The 19081-nt window shown below is 68.8% G+C and carries 19 protein-coding genes; 12 read left to right on the top strand and 7 right to left on the bottom strand.

Annotation, left to right across the window (positions count from 1 at the left end; all coding sequences use genetic code 11):
* Positions 1-178 precede the first annotated feature (178 nt).
* The 5 genes from EV192_RS17625 (at position 179) to EV192_RS17605 (ending at position 4437) form a co-directional block, all read left to right on the top strand.
* Positions 179-1054 (top strand): helix-turn-helix transcriptional regulator, encoded by an 876-nt coding sequence (locus EV192_RS17625; RefSeq protein WP_341770868.1) that lies wholly within the window; start codon positions 179-181, stop codon positions 1052-1054.
* A gap of 82 nt (positions 1055-1136) precedes the next feature.
* Positions 1137-1913 (top strand): dioxygenase family protein, encoded by a 777-nt coding sequence (locus EV192_RS17620; protein WP_132116501.1) that lies wholly within the window; start codon positions 1137-1139, stop codon positions 1911-1913.
* The gene (locus tag EV192_RS17615; protein ID WP_132116499.1) at positions 1898-2818 is read left to right on the top strand and encodes an aldehyde dehydrogenase family protein; all 921 of its coding nucleotides are present in this window, start codon (positions 1898-1900) and stop codon (positions 2816-2818) included. The genes EV192_RS17620 and EV192_RS17615 overlap by 16 nt, the downstream gene beginning before the upstream one ends.
* A 63-nt stretch (positions 2819-2881) precedes the next feature.
* Complete coding sequence (locus EV192_RS17610; protein ID WP_132116498.1) at positions 2882-3961, top strand: NAD(P)H-dependent amine dehydrogenase family protein; 1080 nt, start codon at positions 2882-2884, stop codon at positions 3959-3961.
* Positions 3958-4437, top strand: coding sequence for a carboxymuconolactone decarboxylase family protein (locus EV192_RS17605; RefSeq protein ID WP_132116497.1), 480 nt, complete (start codon positions 3958-3960; stop codon positions 4435-4437). The genes EV192_RS17610 and EV192_RS17605 overlap by 4 nt, the downstream gene beginning before the upstream one ends.
* Before the next feature lie 24 nt (positions 4438-4461).
* On the opposite strand, the gene EV192_RS17600 is transcribed toward EV192_RS17605, so the two are convergent.
* On the bottom strand, positions 4462-6084 hold the full coding sequence (locus tag EV192_RS17600) for a GMC oxidoreductase (protein ID WP_132116495.1): 1623 nt from the start codon (positions 6082-6084) through the stop codon (positions 4462-4464).
* Positions 6085-6322: 238 nt separating this feature from the next.
* On the opposite strand from EV192_RS17600, the gene EV192_RS17595 reads away from it, so the two are divergent.
* The 3 genes from EV192_RS17595 to EV192_RS17585 all read left to right on the top strand — a co-directional run bounded on the left by EV192_RS17595 (position 6323) and on the right by EV192_RS17585 (position 8366).
* Positions 6323-6541, top strand: coding sequence for a putative signal transducing protein (locus EV192_RS17595; RefSeq protein WP_132116493.1), 219 nt, complete (start codon positions 6323-6325; stop codon positions 6539-6541).
* A 95-nt stretch (positions 6542-6636) separates the two neighbouring features.
* Positions 6637-7593, top strand: a complete 957-nt coding sequence (locus EV192_RS17590) for an ATP-binding cassette domain-containing protein (protein WP_132116491.1) — start codon at positions 6637-6639, stop codon at positions 7591-7593.
* Positions 7590-8366, top strand: coding sequence for an ABC transporter permease (locus tag EV192_RS17585; RefSeq protein WP_132116489.1), 777 nt, complete (start codon positions 7590-7592; stop codon positions 8364-8366). The genes EV192_RS17590 and EV192_RS17585 overlap by 4 nt, the downstream gene beginning before the upstream one ends.
* On the opposite strand, the gene EV192_RS17580 is transcribed toward EV192_RS17585, so the two are convergent.
* Together EV192_RS17580 and EV192_RS17575 are read right to left on the bottom strand one after the other, a co-directional pair.
* Entirely contained in the window at positions 8345-11443 is a 3099-nt protein-coding gene (locus EV192_RS17580) for an ATP-binding protein (RefSeq protein ID WP_132116487.1), read from the bottom strand. The genes EV192_RS17585 and EV192_RS17580 overlap by 22 nt on opposite strands.
* Entirely contained in the window at positions 11440-12603 is a 1164-nt protein-coding gene (locus EV192_RS17575; RefSeq protein ID WP_207926097.1) for an MFS transporter, read from the bottom strand. The genes EV192_RS17580 and EV192_RS17575 overlap by 4 nt, the downstream gene beginning before the upstream one ends.
* 78 nt (positions 12604-12681) lie before the next feature.
* Here EV192_RS17575 and EV192_RS17570 point away from each other — a divergent pair, with 78 nt between their 5' ends.
* Together EV192_RS17570 and EV192_RS17565 are read left to right on the top strand one after the other, a co-directional pair.
* Positions 12682-13134 carry a winged helix-turn-helix transcriptional regulator gene (locus EV192_RS17570; RefSeq protein ID WP_207926096.1) on the top strand — a complete coding sequence of 151 codons (453 nt, stop codon included), beginning with the start codon at positions 12682-12684 and terminating at the stop codon, positions 13132-13134.
* Positions 13135-13178: 44 nt separating this feature from the next.
* Entirely contained in the window at positions 13179-14507 is a 1329-nt protein-coding gene (locus EV192_RS17565) for a M20/M25/M40 family metallo-hydrolase (protein WP_243726897.1), read from the top strand.
* Here EV192_RS17565 and EV192_RS17560 read toward each other — a convergent pair.
* The 4 genes from EV192_RS17560 to EV192_RS17545 all read right to left on the bottom strand — a co-directional run bounded on the left by EV192_RS17560 (position 14504) and on the right by EV192_RS17545 (position 17407).
* Positions 14504-15070: a superoxide dismutase family protein gene (locus EV192_RS17560; RefSeq protein WP_132116483.1), complete on the bottom strand. Its 567-nt coding sequence runs from the start codon at positions 15068-15070 to the stop codon at positions 14504-14506. The two genes, EV192_RS17565 and EV192_RS17560, sit on opposite strands and share 4 nt — an antisense overlap.
* A 67-nt stretch (positions 15071-15137) precedes the next feature.
* Positions 15138-15350, bottom strand: coding sequence for a DUF5703 family protein (locus EV192_RS17555; protein ID WP_132116481.1), 213 nt, complete (start codon positions 15348-15350; stop codon positions 15138-15140).
* Positions 15347-16342 (bottom strand): YncE family protein, encoded by a 996-nt coding sequence (locus EV192_RS17550; RefSeq protein WP_243726896.1) that lies wholly within the window; start codon positions 16340-16342, stop codon positions 15347-15349. Before EV192_RS17550 ends, EV192_RS17555 begins: the two co-directional genes overlap by 4 nt.
* A 99-nt stretch (positions 16343-16441) precedes the next feature.
* Positions 16442-17407 (bottom strand): aldo/keto reductase, encoded by a 966-nt coding sequence (locus EV192_RS17545; protein ID WP_165960430.1) that lies wholly within the window; start codon positions 17405-17407, stop codon positions 16442-16444.
* A 115-nt stretch (positions 17408-17522) separates the two neighbouring features.
* Between EV192_RS17545 and EV192_RS17540 the strand changes: the two genes are divergently transcribed.
* Together EV192_RS17540 and EV192_RS17535 are read left to right on the top strand one after the other, a co-directional pair.
* Positions 17523-18350 carry an undecaprenyl-diphosphate phosphatase gene (locus EV192_RS17540; RefSeq protein ID WP_132116479.1) on the top strand — a complete coding sequence of 276 codons (828 nt, stop codon included), beginning with the start codon at positions 17523-17525 and terminating at the stop codon, positions 18348-18350.
* A 15-nt stretch (positions 18351-18365) separates the two neighbouring features.
* Complete coding sequence (locus tag EV192_RS17535) at positions 18366-19061, top strand: histidine phosphatase family protein (RefSeq protein ID WP_132116477.1); 696 nt, start codon at positions 18366-18368, stop codon at positions 19059-19061.
* The last annotated feature ends 20 nt before the right edge of the window (positions 19062-19081 follow it).

Below are 19081 nucleotides of genomic sequence, written 5' to 3'. Positions count from 1 at the left end.
CGTAGCCGATGGTCGATGATCATCCCAAATCGGGGGTTGGGTGGGGCGGTGACCTGGGGGTTTGGGGTGGGGTGGTGGGTGGGCGACTTTGGGTGGTGGTGATCTTGGGGTGGGGGTGTCAGGGTGGGGATTGGTCTGGACCTTCTGGTGAGTGGGGTGGGCGATGCGTGGGACGACCGTGGTGGCGGGGACGCCGGGGTTGCGGCCGCGGCGTGGGGAGCCGCCTATCCATCGGTTGGAGGTGCCGTTGCCGCACAGTTTGCCGTTCACTGTGGGCACGTTCGACAGTATTGGTCCGATGTCGCGGGCGGAGTTTCCGCATCGGCACACGTTTCACGAGATCGTGTATGTCAGTACGGGTAGTGGTGTGCATGTTGTCGATGTCGCGCGGTGGGAGTTGGCTCCTCCGCAGGTGTTCGTTGTCGCTCCTGGGCAGGTTCACCGGTGGGACGATGTGCAGGGGTTGGAGGGGTTCGTCATTCTGTTCACCGATGACTTTCTCCTGCACCACCCGGTTGATCGGCATCTGCTGCGGCGGTTGAGTGGGCGGCCGTTGGCGCCATGCGACGGCGGGTTGCTGCGTCCCATCACCGAGCTCTACGACGAGTACCGGTGGCGTGCCGACGGGGTTGAGTCGGTCCTGCGGGCTTTGCTGCACGTTCTCGTTGTCCGGATGGCGAGGGTGGCGGACACGGGAGCGCCGGGGCCGGCGGAGACGTTGGTGGACCAGTTCGCGCGGCTCACTGGGCAGCCAGGGGGCGAGTCGTGGTCCGTGCGGGAGTGCGCCGCGAGGATGGGGGTGACGCCGGGTTACCTTGCCGAGGCCATCAAGGCCGCCACTGGACGGACGCCGTCGCACCTGATCCGGGAGGCACGTGTCCGTGAGGCGAAACGACTCCTGGTGAGCAGCGACCTGACTGTGCGGCAGGTCGCCGACCGGACCGGGTTCGCCGACCCGGCGTACTTCTGCCGGTTCTTCCGCCGCGAGACGGGCCTGAGTCCGGGCGACTTCCGGCGGGTCGGCGACCGCGCCGGAAATGGAAATACACCATAAAAGCCGCATCGAGTCCATCGCCGCTGCGTCACGCCGTCCGTAGGTTCGTGGTTAATCCTCCACGCACCCACAAGGAGCAGGCATGGATGACGCCGGACATGTCAGCCGCAAGACTGTGCTGCGCGCCGCCCTGGCCGCCGGGGTCGTGGTGCCGTCCGCACTCGGCCTGGCCCGAGCGACCGCGGGCGCGGCACCGACACTGACGCCGTCGTGCCACGACGGCGACGACGAGACCCCGCCGCAGATCGAAGGCCCCTACTTCAAGCCCAATTCCCCGCTACGGACCGTGCTGGCGACGTCGAACACCCCGGGCACACCGTTGACCCTCACCGGTTACGTGTTCGGACTGGCGTGCAAGCCCCTGGCCAACGTCCTGCTGGACTTCTGGCAGGCCGACGACAACGGCGCCTACGACAACTCGGGCTTCACGTTCCGCGGCCACCAGTTCACCAACGCCCAGGGCGTGTTCACGTTGACCACCATCGTCCCCGGCCTGTACCCGGGCCGGACGCGGCACATCCACGTGAAGGTCCAGGCCCCGAACAAGCCGATCCTCACCACCCAGCTGTACTTCCCCGGGGAGCCACGCAACAACACCGACGCGTATTTCGACCCACGCCTGCTGATGACGGTCCACGACTTGCCGCCACGCAGCAAGGAAGCGGCGTTCGATTTCGTCCTCGACGTCCAGCAGGGACCGCCTGGACCCGGTGGCGGCACGACCTGGACGCCCGGCACCACGTACAAGCCAGGTGACCGGGTCAAGTACAACGGCAGCGGGTATGTCTGCCTGCAGGGCCATCAAGCACAACAAGGCTGGGAGCCGCCGGCCGTCCCCGCGCTGTGGCGACCCGAGTAACGCCGCTGACCACGGAGGTGTTCGTCGCGGGGGAGTGGCGTGCGGGGCAGGGCGGGACGATCGTCGATGTCAGCCCCGCGACCGAACGCCCCCTGGCCGACATCGCCGTCGCGGGCCCGCGGGACGTCGACGACGCCGTCGCCGCCGCGAGGTCCCAAGTGGACGGTGAGTGGGGTCGGATGCCCGTGGGGGACCGGATCTGGTTCCTGGAACACCTCGTCGACCTGGTGGAACGCGACGCGTCGCTGCTCACCCGGCTGGCGGCCCTGGACACCGGCACGCCGATCGCGAGACTGTCCGCAATGGACAACCCGGTGGTTCTCCGGCATCCGCGCGCGGGCACCAGGCGGGAGGTGGTCGGGGCGGTCCATGGGTCGGCCGCCCCGGCTCTGGTCACTGTCCGCCGAATCGCGCCGGCGCTGGCCGCGGGCAGCGCGGTGGTCGTCCAACCGCCCATGGACGCTCCGCTGCCGGCCCTGCATCTGGCCTGGCTGGTCGAGGAGGCGGGCCTCCCGCCCGGGGTGGTCAACGTCGTCCCCAGTGTGGACCGGCTTGGCCACCCCGGCATCGACCGGGTCGAGGAGATCGCGGCCGCCCCGGCGCCGATCGTGCACTCCGCCGCGCCGGGCGAGCTGTTCACGCACGGAGTCCTGGTCCATCGGTCGTGCCGGGCGGACGTCCTGGACGAACTCGTCGCCGCGGCGGACGCGCAGGTGCTCGGTGACCCCCTCGACCCCAGGACCACCATGGGGCCGTTGATCAACGCGACCCAGCGGGAGGAGGTGCTGAACTACGTCGCCGAAGCCCGAAAACAGGGCGCGCGGCTGGTCACCGGCGGCGGCCGGCCGGACCGGCCGGGCTACTTCGTCGAGCCGACGGTGTTGGCCTGCGAGCGTTGTCGTTGACCCGCGACGGATGGTCCACTCGGACGGTCGAGGAACAACCAAGCGTTTGTTAGGCTGGCCGTCATGATTGCCACGGTTGTCTGGGGCACGGGCAATGTCGGGCGCGCGGCCATCCGCGCTGTCGAGGCGCATCCGGCACTGAAGCTCGTCGGAGTGATCGTCCACAGTCCGGACAAGGTCGGCCGGGACGCCGGTGACCTGGGCGATCTCGGCCACGAACTGGGGATCGTGGCCACCGACGACGTCGACGCGGTGCTGGCCACCAGTCCACGGGCCGTGGTGTACGCGGCATCCGGCGACGTCCGGTTCGACGCGGCGATGGCCGACGTGATCCGGGCGGTCCGATCGGGGGCAGTGGTCGTCACACCGTCGATGTACCCGCTCTACGACCACCGCAACGCACCCCCCGAGCTGCGGGAGCCCGTGCTCGGGGCCATTCGCGACGGCGGCGGTTCGCTGTTCGTGTCCGGGGTGGATCCCGGCTGGGGCAACGACGTCCTGCCGTTGCTGATCAGCGGGCTGGGCACGACCGTGGACGCCATCCGCTGCCAGGAGATTTTCGACTACTCCACCTATGAGCAACCGGATTCGGTGCGCTACCTGGTGGGCATGGGTCAGCCGATGGACTACCAGCCGCCGATGCTGATGCCGGCCGTGCCGACCATGGTGTGGGGCGGGCAGATCCGGCTGATGGCCAGGGCGCTCGGCGTCGACATCGAGGACATACGCGAGACGATGGACCGCCGCCCGCTCGAAGCCACGGTCAGCACTCGGACGATGGGGGAGTTCGAGCGAGGCACGCAGGGCGCCGTCCGGTTCGAGGTGCAGGGCATCGTCGACGGCGAGCCACGGATCGTGATCGAACACGTCACCCGGATCCACCCATCGTGCGCGCCGGACTGGCCGGCGCCGCCGAGCGGTGACGGGGCGCATCGGGTGATCATCGAGGGCCGGCCGCGGATCGAGGTCACGGTCGAAGCCACCGACGAGGGCGAGAACCGCTCGGCGGGCGGGAACGCGACGGCTGTGGGCCGGCTGGTGGGCGCGATCGACTGGCTCGCCGGCGAACCACCCGGACTGTACGACGCGCTGGACGTCCCGCTGCGTCCGGCGGTCGGCCGACTCGGCAGGAGGGCGCGATGAACATCGACATCCCGGATGGCAAGGACCCGATCGGGTACGTCTGGGGCGAGCTGGTCCCGGGCATCGGCGTGGCCGCGGCGAGCCTCTCGTTGGCCGTGTACCAGCACACCACGTTGGGGCTGCGGGAGTTCGAGGCGGCCCGGCTGCGGATCGCGCAGATCAACGGGTGCGCGTTCTGCCTGGACTGGCGGACCGAACGCGACGGCCGGAAGGTGGAGGAGGGGTTCGCCGACGCCGTCACCGAATGGCGCACCACAGAAGCGTTCGACGACCGTACGCGCTTGGCCGCGGAATACGCCGAGCGCTACGCCGTGGACCACCACGGCATCGACGAGGAGTTCTGGGCCCGAATGGCGGCGCACTACGACCAACGGGAGATCGTCGAGCTGACCATGTGCGTCGGCTCGTGGCTGTCGTTCGGCCGGCTCAACCACGTTCTCGGCCTGGACACCGTGTGCGTGTTGCCGAAGATGTAGGGCCGGCGGCGCCGGCCCTACGGTTCACAGGTCGCGGGCGACGATGTTCTCGATGTTGCGTTCGGCCAGTGCGGTGATGGTGACGAACGGGTTCACGGTGGTGCTGCCGGGAATCAGCGACCCGTCGATCACGTACAGGCCGGAATACCCTTGCAGGCGGCCATAGTTGTCGGTGGCCCTGTCCAGGATCGCGCCGCCGAGCGGGTGGTACGTCAGGTGGTCGCCCCACACCTTGTACACGCCGAAGAGATCGGTCCGGTAGATCGTGCCCTCTTTCGCGTTGATCTTGTCGAAGATCGTCTTCGCCGCGTCGATCGACGGCTGTTTCCACGCGGTCTGCCAGTTCAGGTCGACCTGGCCGGTGCTCGCGTTCCAGGAGAACTGGCCGCGGTTGGGGGTCTTGGTGATGGACAGGTAGAACGACGCCCACGTCTCGATCCCGGTCGGCAGCGGCGCGACCTCGGCGAACACGCCGCCGTTGGTCCAGTTGTCGATGCCGGCGGTGGGGATGGACGCCTGGACCGAGCCGGTCGGGTCCCAGATGTGGTTGGCGCGGCCGCACATCACGTTCCCGTTGTCGCCCCAGCCTTTGCCGACCTCGCCGTTCAGGTTCGGCAACGCGCCGGTGGCCTTCAGCTTGGTCAGCAGCTTGCTCGTGCCGACGCTGCCGGCGGCGAAGAACACCTTGTCCGCGGTGACGGACTTGGTGGTGATCGGGTCGCCGTTGGTGGTGATCTGGTCGATGAGGACGGTGAAGCCGCCGCCGGGCGCCGGCGCGACCGAGGTCACCTTGTGCATGGCGGAGATGGTGACCCGGCCGGTCGCCTTCGCCTGCGCCAGATAGGTCTTCTGCAGGGACTTCTTGCCGTAGTTGTTGCCGTACAACAGTTCGCCGGCCACAGCCGACTTCGGGACGGTGCCGGCGGACTCCTGTTTCATGTAGTCCATGTCGTACACGTTGGGCACGAACACGAACGGGAAACCGGACCGTTGCGCCTGTTTGCGGCCGACCCGGGCGAACTGGTAGCAGTCGACGGTCTCCCACCAGGCCTGGTCCACGAAGTTCACGCCGAGGCCCGCGTTGGCCCTCGGGTAGTACGTGCCATACATCTCGTCTGGATTGACGGTCGGCAGGATGCCGGGGAAGTTCTCGCGTTTGGGCGTGACGGCCATGCCGCCGTTGACGAGCGACCCGCCGCCGACACCACGTCCCTGGTAGACGATGATGCCGCTGAACTGCTCGGCGTCGAGGATGCCGGTGTAGCGCGGGACGTCCTTGTCGATGGGGAAGCCGAGGAAGTTGCTGATCGGCTGTTTCGTCCTGGTGCGCAACCAGTACGAGCGGTAGTCCGGGCTGGTGGTGTTGGCGAAGATCTTGCCGTCGGTGCCCGGCGTGTCCCAGGCCATGCCCATCTCGACCATCTGCACGTCGACACCCGCCTGGGCGAGCCGGAGCGCGGCGACTGATCCGCCGTATCCGGTGCCGATCACCAGGGCGGGGACGTGGGCGCCGGACTCGAGTGCCGGGGGAGTGGCGGCGGCCCGGCCGGGGAGCGCCAGAGCGCCAAGGATAGAACCAGTTCCAGCGATGAATGCCCGGCGGGACACCGAGCTGAAAGTGTTGCTAGGCAGGGTGTTTTCACTCATGTGAAGGTCCTCACCGTTGAGGGAATAGAACATGTTATACGTCCATCGGTGAGTCACGTCACTACGTACCCGAGGGTAACTTACAACTGAGACTGAATTTATGACTACGAAGACAGTTAATTACATAGTGACGAAAATACCCCCGCTTCGGACGGCAGGGATCGAGCAAGAGGCAAAGTCGGCGCGGCCGGGGGCGGAGTCGACGAGCACCATGGCCCAGGCCGGTTATCCTGGCGCCATGGTCGAGCTGCTGCGCTCCAACGATCCCGTCCTGATCTCGTTCGCCGCGTCCGTGCTGACGGACGCCAAGATCGCCCACTCGGTGGCCGACTCGCACATGAGCGTCATCGACGGGTCGATCAGCGCGGTGACCAACCGGCTCCTGGTCGCCGAGGACCGGTACGACGATGCCCGCGAGCTGCTCACCGAGGCGGGCGTGGCCGTTGAAACCGCCTGAGCGCGGCTGATGCCGGCTTGAAACCGGGTTAAAGCCGGGGGCGTGCACTCTCATCGGCGTGGTCATCACCGACCACCCGAACGAAATGAGGGGGCATGACCACCACCCTGACAGAACCGGCGATTGTGGCGACCGGTCTGCGGAAATCCTTCGGCAAGAAGGTTGTTCTCGACGGAATCGACGTGACGGTTCCGGCCGGCACGATTTTCTCCATGCTCGGCCCGAACGGCGCGGGCAAGACCACGACCGTGCACATTCTTTCGACGCTGATCAGCGCGGACGCCGGGCAGGCCCGGATCGTCGGCCACGATCTGGCGCGGAACGCGAACGACATCCGTCGGGTCATCGGGATGACCGGCCAGTTCTCCGCGGTGGACAAACTGCTCACCGGTGAGGAGAACCTGATGCTGATGGCCGACCTGAACCACCTTTCCCGGCGGGACGGAAAGCGGCGGACGGCGCAGTTGCTGGAGCAGTTCGATCTGGTGGACGCGGCTCGCCGCACGCCGGCCACCTATTCCGGCGGGATGCGGCGTCGGCTGGACCTGGCGATGACGTTGGTCGGCAGCCCGAAGGTGATCTTCCTGGACGAGCCGACCACGGGTCTGGACCCGCGCAGCCGGCGCACGATGTGGCAGATCATCCGGGAGCTGGTCGCCGGCGGCGTCACGATCTTCCTGACCACCCAGTATCTGGAGGAGGCCGACCAGTTGGCCGACCGGATCGCCGTTCTGGACGGCGGGAAGCTGGTCGCCGAGGGCACCGCGGAGGAGCTCAAGCGGCTCGTTCCCGGTGGGCATGTCCTGCTGAAGTTCGCTGATCCGCGTGGCCTGGAGTCGGCCGCGTACACCCTCGGTGACGTGCGGCGGGACGACGACAAGCTGACCTTGCAGGTGCCGACGGACGGCAGTGTCCGCGCCCTGCGTTCCCTGATCGACCGGTTGGACGACGCGACCATCGAGGTCGAGGACCTGTCCGTGCACACCCCGGACCTGGACGACGTGTTCTTCGCGCTCACCGGCAACACCAACCAGAAGGCGGAAATCCAGTGACCACTCAGTCCTATGCCGTGCGCGACTCGATGACCATGCTGCGGCGGAACCTTTTGCACTCGCTGCGCTATCCGTCACTGGCGCTGTCCACGTTGCTCATGCCGATCATCATTCTGTTGCTCTTCGTCGGTATTTTCGGCAACGCGCTGAGTGCCGGTATCAATCACACCGACTACATCAACTATGTCGCGCCGGCCATTCTTCTGATCACGGCGACTTCGGGGAGCGTGGCGACCGCGGTCAGCGTGGCCAGCGACATGACCGAGGGAATCATCAACCGGTTCCGAACAATGGCGATCTCCCGGAACGCGGTGCTGACCGGACAGGTCATCGGCAGTTTCATCCAGACGATGCTGACTCTTGTCCTGGTGATCGGGGCCGCGTTGCTGATGGGGTTCCGCCCGAACGCGGGTTTCGGCGACTGGTTGGCGGCGCTCGGTATCCTCGCTCTGCTGACCCTCGCGTTGACGTGGCTGGCGGCGGGGATGGGCGCGGGGGCGAAGACCATCGAGTCGGCGAGCAACCTGCCGATGCCGTTCACGTTCCTGCCGATGCTGGGCAGCGGTTTCGTGCCCACCGACTCACTGCCCGGCGTGATTCGCTGGTTCGCCGAGTACCAGCCGTTCACGCCGATCAACGAGACCCTGCGTGGCCTGTTGATGGGGACCCCGATCGGCAACCACGGCATCATCGCGGTCGTCTGGTGTGTCGTGATCGCCGCGGGCGGGTACGCGTGGGCGAGGCGCGCGTTTCACCGCACGGCGGTCAACTGACCGCGGTCCTGGAGCAGAGCCAGAGCCGCGTCCCGAAGTTCCGAAGTGGGCAGGTCGGCGTAGGACGACACAGCGTCGTCGTACGCCGACCTGTCGGCGTCTGTGGCGACCTGCCGGACGCGTGCGGACGACATCGTCGGCTGGAATCCGCGCAGGTAGTGGCATCTTTCCGCGAGTGCGACGAGCCGGACGCCGAACGCGGTGTGACCGCGGCGGATGTCCGCCAGGCCCAGCGCGAGCAGCAACGCGCCGCAGACGGGCAGTTCCATCACCGACAGGGGGAGTCGCGTGCCCTGGTTGGTCAGCATGACCGTGAGTTTCTCGGACACACCGGCGATGAGGTCCTCGATCAGGTCCAGACGGCCGTGGTGGACGTGGGCGACCACCGTGGTGGCTTCGATCTCCAGCATCCACGGGTCGAACGCGAGGGGTTCGAAGGTGTAGATCCAGGTCTCGCCGAACTTCACCTCGTTGGTCCGCCGCCACAGCCGCAGCCCGGCTTCGACGTCGCCGCGGGCGAGCAGGATCTCCGCCTGGGCGCCGAAGTGGAACGTGCGCACGCCGTAGCCCTCTTCGGACTCCTCGGTGGTGGCTCGGGCCAGCCAGCGTTCGGCTTCGTCGATGTCGCCGAGGAGGAGGTTGGCCAGGACGAGGCCGGAGTGGATGCCGATCGGGTCGGCCCACGGTTTCATCCCGCGCAGGGCGGCCAGCAGGTGGTCGCGGGTGTCCTCGCCGAGTTCCAGTTGCAGGCTCAGCTCGGCGATCCGGCTGTGGCCGAGGACTCGCATCCACACGATCGTGGTGTTCTCGAACAGGTCGAGCATCCGGCGGGCGGCCTTGAGGGCGTTGCCGTGGTCGAGTTCCTTCTCCCAGCCGTAGCTGGCCAGGGCGTTGGCGATGCCGGCGATCAGCGGTTCGGGGCTGTCGGAGAGGGCCAGGATGGCTTGCGGTGTTCGGGCTTGCAGCACGATCGCGGCGGCGCGGACGAAGGTGTCCGGTGGTGCCGGCGGGAGGCGGCGCAGGGCGACGAGTGCGCGGACCGGCCCGGAGTCGCGGATCAGGAACGCGGTCCCGCCGGACAGGGTGAGTGCGGTTCGGGTGACTTCGACGAGGTCAGGTTCGGGCCGGTAGTGCGAGAGGGCCCAGGCGGTGTCCCTGATCAGGGCGGAGATCCGGCTGTAGTTGGAGTCGAGGGTCCACAGGGCGGCCAGGACGGCGGTTGTCGCGGCCACGGTGGGGCGGTCGTCGCGGTCCAGGGCGAGGCGTAGCGCGTGGACGAGGTTGTCCTGGTCGGCACGGACCCGCATGGCCTCGGCGAACGGCTCGGGGCCGAACACCGCTTGGTGGTAGGCGACCCCGAAGTCCTTCGCCCAGGCGAGGAACTCGGTGACGAGGGGCTCGTTGTCGCCGCTGGCCTGGCAGAACTCGCGGACGGTCTCGAGCATGGCCAGCCGGGTCCCGACCGGTGTCTCGGTGACCTTGAGCAGGGACTGGTCGACCAGGTGCTCGATGGTGTCGACGGCGTCGGCCACCATGTGTTCGGCGGCCTGGGCGGTGAATCCGCCGGGGAAGATCGCCAGTGCGCGCATGGCGGTCCGCGCCGGTGCGTCAAGAAGGTTCCAGCTCCAGTCGACGACCGCGTGCAGCGTGCGGTGTCGTTGTGGGGCGTCCCGGGAGCCGCCGCGCAGCAGGGCGAACCGGTCGTCGAGCCGGCGGGCGATCTCCGCGACCGACATGGTTCGTACCCGGGCGGCGGCCAGTTCGACGGCGAGAGGGAGCCCGTCGAGGTGGCGGCACAGTTCGGTGACGACGTCGGTGGGCAGCTCGACGCCGGGCCGGGCGGCGCGGGCGCGTTGTTCGAACAGTTCGACCGTGGTGGCGAGGGTCAGCTCGGGGAGGTGGTAGATCGACTCGGACGACAGGCCCAGGGGAGCGCGGCTGGTGGTGAGGATCCGCACGTCCCTGGTCATGGACACCAGTGCCCGGGTCAGGTCGGCGGCGCCTTGGATGACGTGTTCGCAGTTGTCGAGCACGAGCAGCGCGGTGCCGAGGGCGTTGGCGATGCCGGCGACGGTGTCCGCGGCCATGCCTGGGTGGGTGACGGTGCTGGCGCCGACGGCGGCCGAGACTTCGGCGGCGACGTCCGCGTCGGAGGTGACGCCAGCTAGCGGTACGAAGTGAACGGAGCGCTGCTCCGCTTGACGGCTGACGGCGTGCGCGAGGCGGGTTTTGCCCAGTCCGCCGGGCCCGATGATGGAGGCGACCCGGGATGTGCGCAGTAGCGCGGTGATCGCGGCGATGTCGTCGGCGCGGCCGAGGAGTTGGTTGGGTTCGTGGGCGACGCCGTGCCGGGCAGTCGGCCGGTCGCTTTGCAGGAACTGCTGCTGCAGCGCCTGGAGTTCGGCGCCGGGGTCGGTGCCCAGGTCGTCGCGTAGTTCGCGGCGGTACGTGTCGTATCGGGTCAACGCTGCCGAGGGGCCGTTCGTGGCCGCTTCGCTGCGCAGCAGTTCGGCGAGGAGTTCCTCGTCGCGTGGTCGTTCGTCGAACAGTTCGGTGAGCGGCCCGATCGCGTCGGCGTGTCGCCCTAGCCGGGACAGCGCGACCGCACGGGTGCGGATGAGCGACTGGTGTGTCCTGGCTCGGTCGGCGCGGAGTGTCGCGACGGGGTCGTCGCTGTCGCTGGTTTCGGCGCCTTCGTAGAGCGTGAGGCCGGCTTCGGCGTCCGCGATGGCCGCTGGGTAGTCGCCGGCGCGCAGGTGTTTGGAGCTTGACGAGGCCTTCAGCAGCACCGCGGCGACGTCGACCTCGTCTTCGGCGAGGGTGAGCCGGTAGCCGGTGGCGGTGCTGGCGATGACGTCCGAGCCGAGGAGGGTGCGTGCGCGGGAGACGAGGATCTGCACGGCTTTGGTGGGGTTGTCCGGCTGGTCGTCCGGCCACAGCCCGTCGACGAGCATGCCGGTGCTGCACCCGCGGCCGAGGTCGTCGGCGAGCAGGGCGAGCAGGTGACGCAGTCGTGGCGCGGTGACGTCCCGGCCCTGGTAGGCCACCCCCGGCAGGAACGTCAACTCGATGGTCACCTGGCGAGGATAGTCAGCCGGCTGGCGGCCCAGTACACCAACGCGGTGAGGCTGACGGCCGCGCCGAGGACGCACACGCCGGTCCATCCGGCCTGCGAGTAGACGACGGTCGACACGATCGCGCCGGTGGCCGAGCCGATGGAGTAGAAGACCATGTAGCCGGCGGTGAGGCGGCTGCGCGCCTCGGGCCGTACCTCGAAGATGAGGCTTTGGTTGGCCACGTGGGTGGACTGCAGTCCGAAGTCGAACATGACCAGTCCGATCGCCAACGCCCACAACGACTGTGGCAGGAGCGCGATGGGGAGCCACGAGAGGAGCATGGCCGTGAGGCCGACGGCGGTGACCTGTTGGGCGTGTCCGCGGTCGGCGAGCCGGCCGGCGCGGGAGGCGCCGAGGGCGCCGGCCACGCCGGCGAGCCCGAACAGGCCGACCTCGGTGGTGGACAGGGCGTACGGCGGCGCGCTGAGCGGGAGGACCATGGGGGTCGCGAACGTGGTCAACGCTGTGAAGATCAGCAGCGCGAGGACAGCGCGCGTGCGTAGGACGCGTTCCTCGGCGAAGAGCCGGAACACGGACTTGATCAGCCGTGGGTAGGACATTCGTTGGCGGGGCGTGGGTTCGTGGGGGAGGACTCTGGCCAGGAGCCAGGCCATGACCAGGGTCGCGGCCGCGGACACCGCGTACACGGAACGCCAGCCGGCGAGGTCGGCGATGGTGCCGGAGACCGTGCGCGCCAACAGGATTCCGATGATGATGCCGCTGGTGACGACGCCTACCATCCGGCCTCGGTCGGTGGGGTCGGCCAGGTGGGCGGAGTAGGCGACGAGGACTTGGGTGACGACCGCGAGTGCGCCGACGGCGGTCATGGCGGCCAGCAGCAGGGGAGCGGTCGGTACGAGGGTGACGGCGATGAGCGCGAGTACCGACAGGAGTGTCTGTCCGACGACGAGCCGGCGTCGGTTGACCAGGTCGCCGAGGGGGACGAGCAGCAGCAGTCCGGCGCCGTAGCCGACCTGGGTGGCCGTGCCGATGACGCCGACGGTGGCGTGGTCCATCTGGAAGTCGGCGGCGATGACGTCCAGCAGCGGTTGGAAGTAGTAGACGTTGGCGACGGCGAGTCCGCACGCGACGGAGAACAGCAGCGCGACCTGGCGTGACACACGACCCCCTGTGGTTTCAATTTGCAACCACACCAACACTGCCACAGGACGGTTGTAAGATGCAACCAGGAGGTGGGCATGCCCAAACGGACCAGTCACAAGGACGCCAGCTGCACGGTCGCGCGGCCGCTCGACGCGATCGGCGACGGCTGGTCGCTGCTGATCATCCGGGACGCGCTGGAGGGCCTGCGCCGGTTCGGCGAGTTCCAGCGCAGCCTGGGCCTGGCCAAGAACATCCTGTCGGCCCGCCTGCACAGTTTGGTCGCGCACGGCCTGATGACCACCGTCCCGGCCAGCGACGGCAGCGCCTACCAGGAGTACGTGCTCACCGCGAAAGGCCGTGGGCTGTTCCCGGTGCTGGTCGCGCTGCGGCAGTGGAGCCAGGAGCACTTCTTCACCCCCGACGAGACCCGCGCCCAGCTCGTCGACAGCGAACACCACGAACCGGTGGCGAAGATCGAGATCCGGTCGGCCGACGGCCGCCTCCTCGGTCCCGAGGACACGACCGTCGTCATGCGTTCCGGTTCTTAGGAACGCACATCACGCCACGGCCGGATCAGTGATAGGAAGGCCGTGTGACTGAGCAGCTGCCACCCACCACAGCCCTTGCCGAGTCCGAAGCGGTCACTCTCACCAGTGAGCTGATCCGCATCGACACCACCAACACCGGCGACCCCGACACGCTGGTGGGGGAGCGGGCCGCCGCGGAGTACGTCGCCGAGAAGCTCGCGGAGGTGGGGTACGAGACCACCTACGTCGAGTCCGGCGGACCGGGTCGCGGCAACGTGATCGTGCGGCTGGCCGGCCAGGATCCCAGCCGCGGCGCGCTGTTGGTGCACGGCCACCTGGACGTGGTGCCCGCGGACGCCGCCGAGTGGTCGGTGCACCCGTTCTCCGGCGCGGTGCAGGACGACTACGTGTGGGGTCGCGGTGCCGTCGACATGAAGGACATGGTCGCGATGACGCTGGCCGTGGCGCGGCGGCTCAAGCGCGACGGGATCACGCCGAAGCGGGACATCATCTTCGCGTTCCTCGCCGACGAGGAAGCCGGCGGCCAGTACGGCGCGCAGTGGCTGGTGGACAACCGGCCCGAGCTGTTCGAAGGCGCCACCGAGGCGATCAGCGAGGTCGGCGGATTCTCCATCACGGTCAAGGACGGCGTGCGCGCCTACCTGATCGAGACGGCCGAGAAAGGCATCGCGTGGATGACCCTCCGGGTCCGCGGCCGCGCCGGCCACGGCTCCATGGTCCACGAGGACAACGCCGTCACCAAGCTCACCGAGGCCGTCGCCCGCCTCGGCCGACACCGCTTCCCGCTCGTGCTCACCGACTCGGTCCGCGAGTTCCTGGCCGGCATCACCGAGATCACCGGCATCCAGTTCGACGAAGACGACCTGGAAGGCTCGGTGGCCAAGCTGGGCAACATCGCCAGGATGATCGGCGCGACCCTCCGGGACACCGCGAACCCGACGATGCTCAACGCCGGCTACAAGTCCAACGTGATCCCGTCGGTCGCCGAGGCCACAGTGGACTGCCGGATCCTGCCCGGCCGCCAGGAGGCGTTCGAACGCGAGCTGGACGAGATCCTCGGCCCGGACGTCGAACGCGAATGGCTCAACCTGCGCGCGGTCGAGACCACCTTCGACGGCCCGCTGGTCGACCACATGACCCGCGCCATCGTCGCCGAGGACCCGGGCGCGAAGACCCTGCCGTACATGCTCTCCGGCGGCACGGACGCGAAGTCCTTCGCCCAGCTGGGCATCCGCTGCTTCGGCTACGCGCCCCTGAAGCTGCCCGCCGACCTGGACTTCTCCGCGTTGTTCCACGGCGTGGACGAACGAGTGCCGATCGACGCGCTGAAGTTCGGCACCCGCGTGTTGGACCGGTTCCTGCGCGACTGCTAGAACGGCACGTTCAGGCAGGCCAACCGGGCGCCGGCGGTGCCCGCGTGGCCGGGGTCGGTGTGCGTGTGCGAGTCGTGCACGACCACCGACCCGGCCGTCCGGGTGCCGAAGCCCCACGGAACGTGCGCGAACACCAAGGCGTTGCCCGCGAGATCGGTGCTGAAGTCGAGCCAGATCTCGTTGCGCGGGTTGGCGTACTTCGGGTCGACCGACGGCTGCACGGGATCCTTCACGTCCTGGAAGTGCGGTCCGGCGTCGGCGGGGTTCGGGCCGCAGGCGTTGACATGGACATGTGCGCCGTAGTCGCGGTGGGGGCGCAGTCCCTGGACCGACAGCATCACCGAGGTGTTCATCTTGGTCGAGATCCCGAACGCGCCGAGGTGGGCGCCGACCGGGACGAGGTCGGGGGAGTAGGTGACCGCGCCGGCTCCCGGCTGGTAGGGCGCGGCGGTGGCAGCGGCGGTGACGACACGCACAGCGCCGCCCCACGCGCCTGCGGTGCCGCTTGCGACGACCATCGTGAGGGTCACGACGGCCGCGACCGTCACAGAACGAAATCGCATGGGTGCAGAGTGCACCACTGATCAACGGCTCGCTAGCCGAGCCGTCGTGGCACGCATGTCTTGTTGGCTAGATGATCAGACCGGGCATCCCGGCCCGGGTGCGTTTCCTACGCAACACCACTCTGCGGGTGCCGTCCGAGTACAGACGGACCCGGGAGAGTTCCCATCCGGAGAACTCCGCCTGGATCGACAGCTGGACCGCCGCGGTCACCCGGGACACCCCTGGCGGCAACTTCAGCGGCCGGTACTCCCAATCCCCTTCAACCACCCCATCGTTCACAGTTGCATCACCTGAACTCCTCCCCCGGTCGCGGACGCGACGAACACCCGCCCGCTGTCCGGGTCGACGGTCACCGAATTCGGCTGCACGACAGTGGGGAACCGGTATCTCTCGGCCGGCTCGCCACCGGCGACGTAGTACCCGACCACCTCGTTTCGCTCAGTCAGGGTGACCCACGCCAGGTCACGCTTGGGGTCGTACGCGATGCCATAGGGCGCGCCGGGCACGGGATAGTTCTGCTTGAGGATCACCGGCCCGGTGGAGAACGCCAGGAGCCCGCCGCCGCGGGTGTCGGTCACGAGGACCCGGCCGTAGCGGTCGGTGGTCGCGTTCGTCGCGCCCTTGCCGGCCCGCTGGCCCGCGCCGATCCTGCCCTCGTTGACGTTCACGTCGAACAGGGCGGTCCGCTGCCGGTCGAGTACCACGGCGTTGGAACCGACCGTCAGGACCTGGTCGGCGCTGTACAGGCCGCCCGAGATCCGGCGCTGCGCCCGGGAGTCCCGCACGACGTCGATCGCCTTCTGATCGGACAGCGTCACCAGGGTCTGGTCGCCGTCCTGGCTGGTGCCCGCGGGCGCGCCGTCGACCGGCACGGACGACACGGACCCGGCGGGCAGTGCGATCGCCACGATCTGCCGAGCCGACCCGACAGACGCGAGCACCCCGGTCGGCGTAACGGTCAGGGCCGTCGCGGGCCCTGGCAGCGGCACGGTCCGTGGCTCGGCACCAGGGGTGTCCATGCTGACCAGCAGCACAGACGCCTTGTCCGTGGCGAGCGTGAGCAGCCGGCTGCGCGGGTCGGCGACGATCCCGGTCACGTTCGCGCCGACGGGCACCACAGTGCCGGCCGGGTGCGACGTGGCGGGCGAGATGGCCGGGCCCGCGGCCGTCACCGAATCACTGACCTGCAGCTCGTCACCGGACTTTGCCGACGGTGAACACCCCGCCAGCAGTGCTGTCCCCACGGTGACGGTCGCTACCAGCCGACGCAACAGCTACCTCCGAAAACTCGCACACGACATGCCCGCTATACGCCGCGTTAACCCAGCATCCCCGATTTCTACCCCTAGGTCACGCATCCCGGGTAGCTGTCACCCGAGTCGCTGCTCCGGATAGCCCAGCTCGATCCCGCTTACGTCGTCCAGGGCAGCCCGAATGGCGGCCGGCAGGGTGAGGTCCTCGGCCGCCAGCGACCCGGACAGCTGCCCGGTGTCGCGGGCGCCGACCACCGGCGCGACCACCCCTGGCCGGTCCCGTACCCATGCCAACGCCACAGCCAGCGGAGACGTGCCCAGCCCGTCCGCGGCCGTCGCCACCGCCTGCACGATCCGCGCCGCGCGTTCCGTCCGGTGATGCTCCACGTACGGCGCGAAGTGCGCGGACGCGCCACGCGAGTCGGCCGGTGTGCCCGTGCGGTACTTGCCCGTCAGCACGCCGCGGCCGAGCGGGGCCCACGGCAGGATGCCGATCCCGTGGTGCTCGGCGGCCGGCACGACCTCACGCTCGATGCCGCGTTCCGCCAACGAGTACTCCACCTGCGTGCTCACGATCGGCGACGTCAGCTGTGTCGTCGCGGCCGTCGCGAGCTGCCAGCCCGAGTAGTTCGACACGCCCGAGTACCGGACCTTGCCGGACCGGATCGCCGCGTCCACCGCGCCCAGCGTCTCATCCAGTGGGACGGAGTCGTCCCAGGCGTGCAGCTGCCACAGGTCGATATGGTCCACATTCAGCCGCTTGAGCGACCCCTCAAGGGCAGTCAGCAGCGCGCCCCGCGACGCGCCGCCGCCGAACGGGCCCTCGGTCCGGCGCGCGACCGCCTTGGTCGCCACCACGACGTCGTCCCGCGGTACCACGTCGGCCAGCAACGAGCCCAGAATCCGTTCGCTCTCGCCGTCCGCGTACACGTCGGCCGTGTCCACGAGCGTGCCACCGGCGTCCACGAACGAGACCAGTTGGCTGGCGGCTTCGTCGGCGTCGGTGTCCCGGCCCCAGGTCATCGTGCCCAGGGCGATCCGGGACACCCGCAGGCCGCTGCGGCCGAGGTGTCGGTACTCCACGACGCCTGAGCCTAAGGGCAGGCGATCACCGGGGCCGGGCAAGGGCCCTGGTAGGCGCTCCGCGGCCGTACGCAAGGATTCACAGTCGGAGCGTGAGACGGATGGGAGTAAGGGCTTGGACTGGTTGCAGGCGATTGTTCTCGGACTGGTCCAGGGCCTGACCGAGTTCCTCCCGATCTCCTCCTCGGCGCACCTGCGGGTGGTGTCCACGCTCGGCTGGGGCACCGACGCCGGCGCGTCGTTCACCGCGGTCACCCAGATCGGCACCGAGCTCGCCGTGCTGATCTACTACGCCCGCACGATCGGGCCGCTGGTCGGCACCTGGTTCAAGGGCCTGGTCAGCGCCGAGGCCCGGCGGACCGAGCAGTACCGGACCGCCTGGTACGTGATCGTCGGCTCGGTCCCGATCACCATCCTGGGCGTGCTGTTCCAGGACCAGATCAAGACGTCGCTGCGCAACCTGTGGATCACCGCGACGGTCATGATCGTGTTCGCGGTGATCCTCGCGGTGTCCGACGAGGTGGGCAAACAGCTGCGGGCCAAGCTCACCCTGAAGGACAGCGTCGTGATGGGCTGCGCGCAGGCCCTGGCCCTGATCCCGGGGGTCTCACGGTCGGGTGGCACGCTCACCGCGGGCATGTTCCTCAACCTGGAGCGCAAGGCCGCCACCGACTACTCGTTCCTGCTGGCCCTGCCCGCAGTGTTCGGCGCGGGCATCTTCAGCATCAAGGACATCGGCGACACCACCGGTCCCGGGCCGCATCCGTCGGCCGCGCAGATGATCGTGGCGACCGTGATCGCGTTCGCCGTGGGCTACGCGACCATCGCCTGGCTGCTGCGGTACGTCGCCAAGCACAGCTACTCGATCTTCGTCTGGTACCGGATCGTGCTCGGCTCGGTCCTGATGGTGCTGCTGGCGACCAACACGATCCCGGCGACCTGACGATAAGCTCCGGTTATGGCCACCGTCATCCTGTTACGGCACGCACGCTCGACCGCGAACGGATCGGGCGTGCTCGCCGGCCGCGCGCCCCGGGTCGCCCTCGCGGACGCCGGTGTCCAGCAGGCCGGGAAACTGGCCGACCGGCTGGCCGACGTCCCGGTCGCCGAGATCGTCGCCTCGCCGCTGCTGCGCTGCAAGCAGACGGTCGCGCCAGTGGCGGCAGCGAAAGGCCTCTCGGTGGTCACCGACACCCGACTGTCCGAAGTGGACTACGGCGAGTGGACCGGCCGCAAGCTCTCCACCCTCGGCAAGGAACCGCTGTGGAAGATCGTCCAGCAGCACCCGTCCGCGGCGGTGTTCCCCGGCGGTGAGGGCCTGGCCGCGGTCCAGGCCAGGGCGGTGGCGGCCATTCGGGCGCACGACGCGCGGATCACCGAGAAGCACGGCCCGGGCGCGATCTGGATCGCCTGCAGCCACGGCGACGTGATCAAGTCGATTCTGGCCGACGCGCTCGGCCAACACCTGGACGCCTTCCAACGGATCGTGGTCGACCCCTGCTCGGTGTCCGTTGTCCGCTACACCGACACCCGCCCGTTCGTGCTGCGAACCAACGACACCGGCGGCGAACTGGCGAGCATCGTGCCGCCGAAGCCGAAGAAGGGCAAACAGTCCTCGGACGCGACCGTCGGCGGCACCACCGGCAAGGCCTAGATTCCGCGTGTCGCGCGTTC

It is taken from the genome of Actinocrispum wychmicini, from assembly GCF_004345645.1.
Taxonomy (GTDB): Bacteria; Actinomycetota; Actinomycetes; order Mycobacteriales; family Pseudonocardiaceae; genus Kibdelosporangium; species Kibdelosporangium wychmicini.
Note: the sequence above shows the minus strand (reverse complement) of the source record. Positions and strands in the feature narration are given on the sequence as shown.

Bases quoted from the DNA above. Each gene is read 5' to 3' on its own strand.
- EV192_RS17620 (WP_132116501.1), top strand. From the start codon at position 1,137: ATGGATGACGCCGGACATGTCAGCCGCAAGACTGTGCTGCGCGCCGCC.
- EV192_RS17610 (WP_132116498.1), top strand. From the start codon at position 2,882: ATGATTGCCACGGTTGTCTGGGGCACGGGCAATGTCGGGCGCGCGGCC.
- EV192_RS17605 (WP_132116497.1), top strand. From the start codon at position 3,958: ATGAACATCGACATCCCGGATGGCAAGGACCCGATCGGGTACGTCTGG.
- EV192_RS17600 (WP_132116495.1), bottom strand. From the start codon at position 6,084: ATGAGTGAAAACACCCTGCCTAGCAACACTTTCAGCTCGGTGTCCCGC.
- EV192_RS17595 (WP_132116493.1), top strand. From the start codon at position 6,323: ATGGTCGAGCTGCTGCGCTCCAACGATCCCGTCCTGATCTCGTTCGCC.
- EV192_RS17590 (WP_132116491.1), top strand. From the start codon at position 6,637: ATGACCACCACCCTGACAGAACCGGCGATTGTGGCGACCGGTCTGCGG.
- EV192_RS17570 (WP_207926096.1), top strand. From the start codon at position 12,682: ATGCCCAAACGGACCAGTCACAAGGACGCCAGCTGCACGGTCGCGCGG.
- EV192_RS17560 (WP_132116483.1), bottom strand. From the start codon at position 15,070: ATGCGATTTCGTTCTGTGACGGTCGCGGCCGTCGTGACCCTCACGATG.
- EV192_RS17535 (WP_132116477.1), top strand. From the start codon at position 18,366: ATGGCCACCGTCATCCTGTTACGGCACGCACGCTCGACCGCGAACGGA.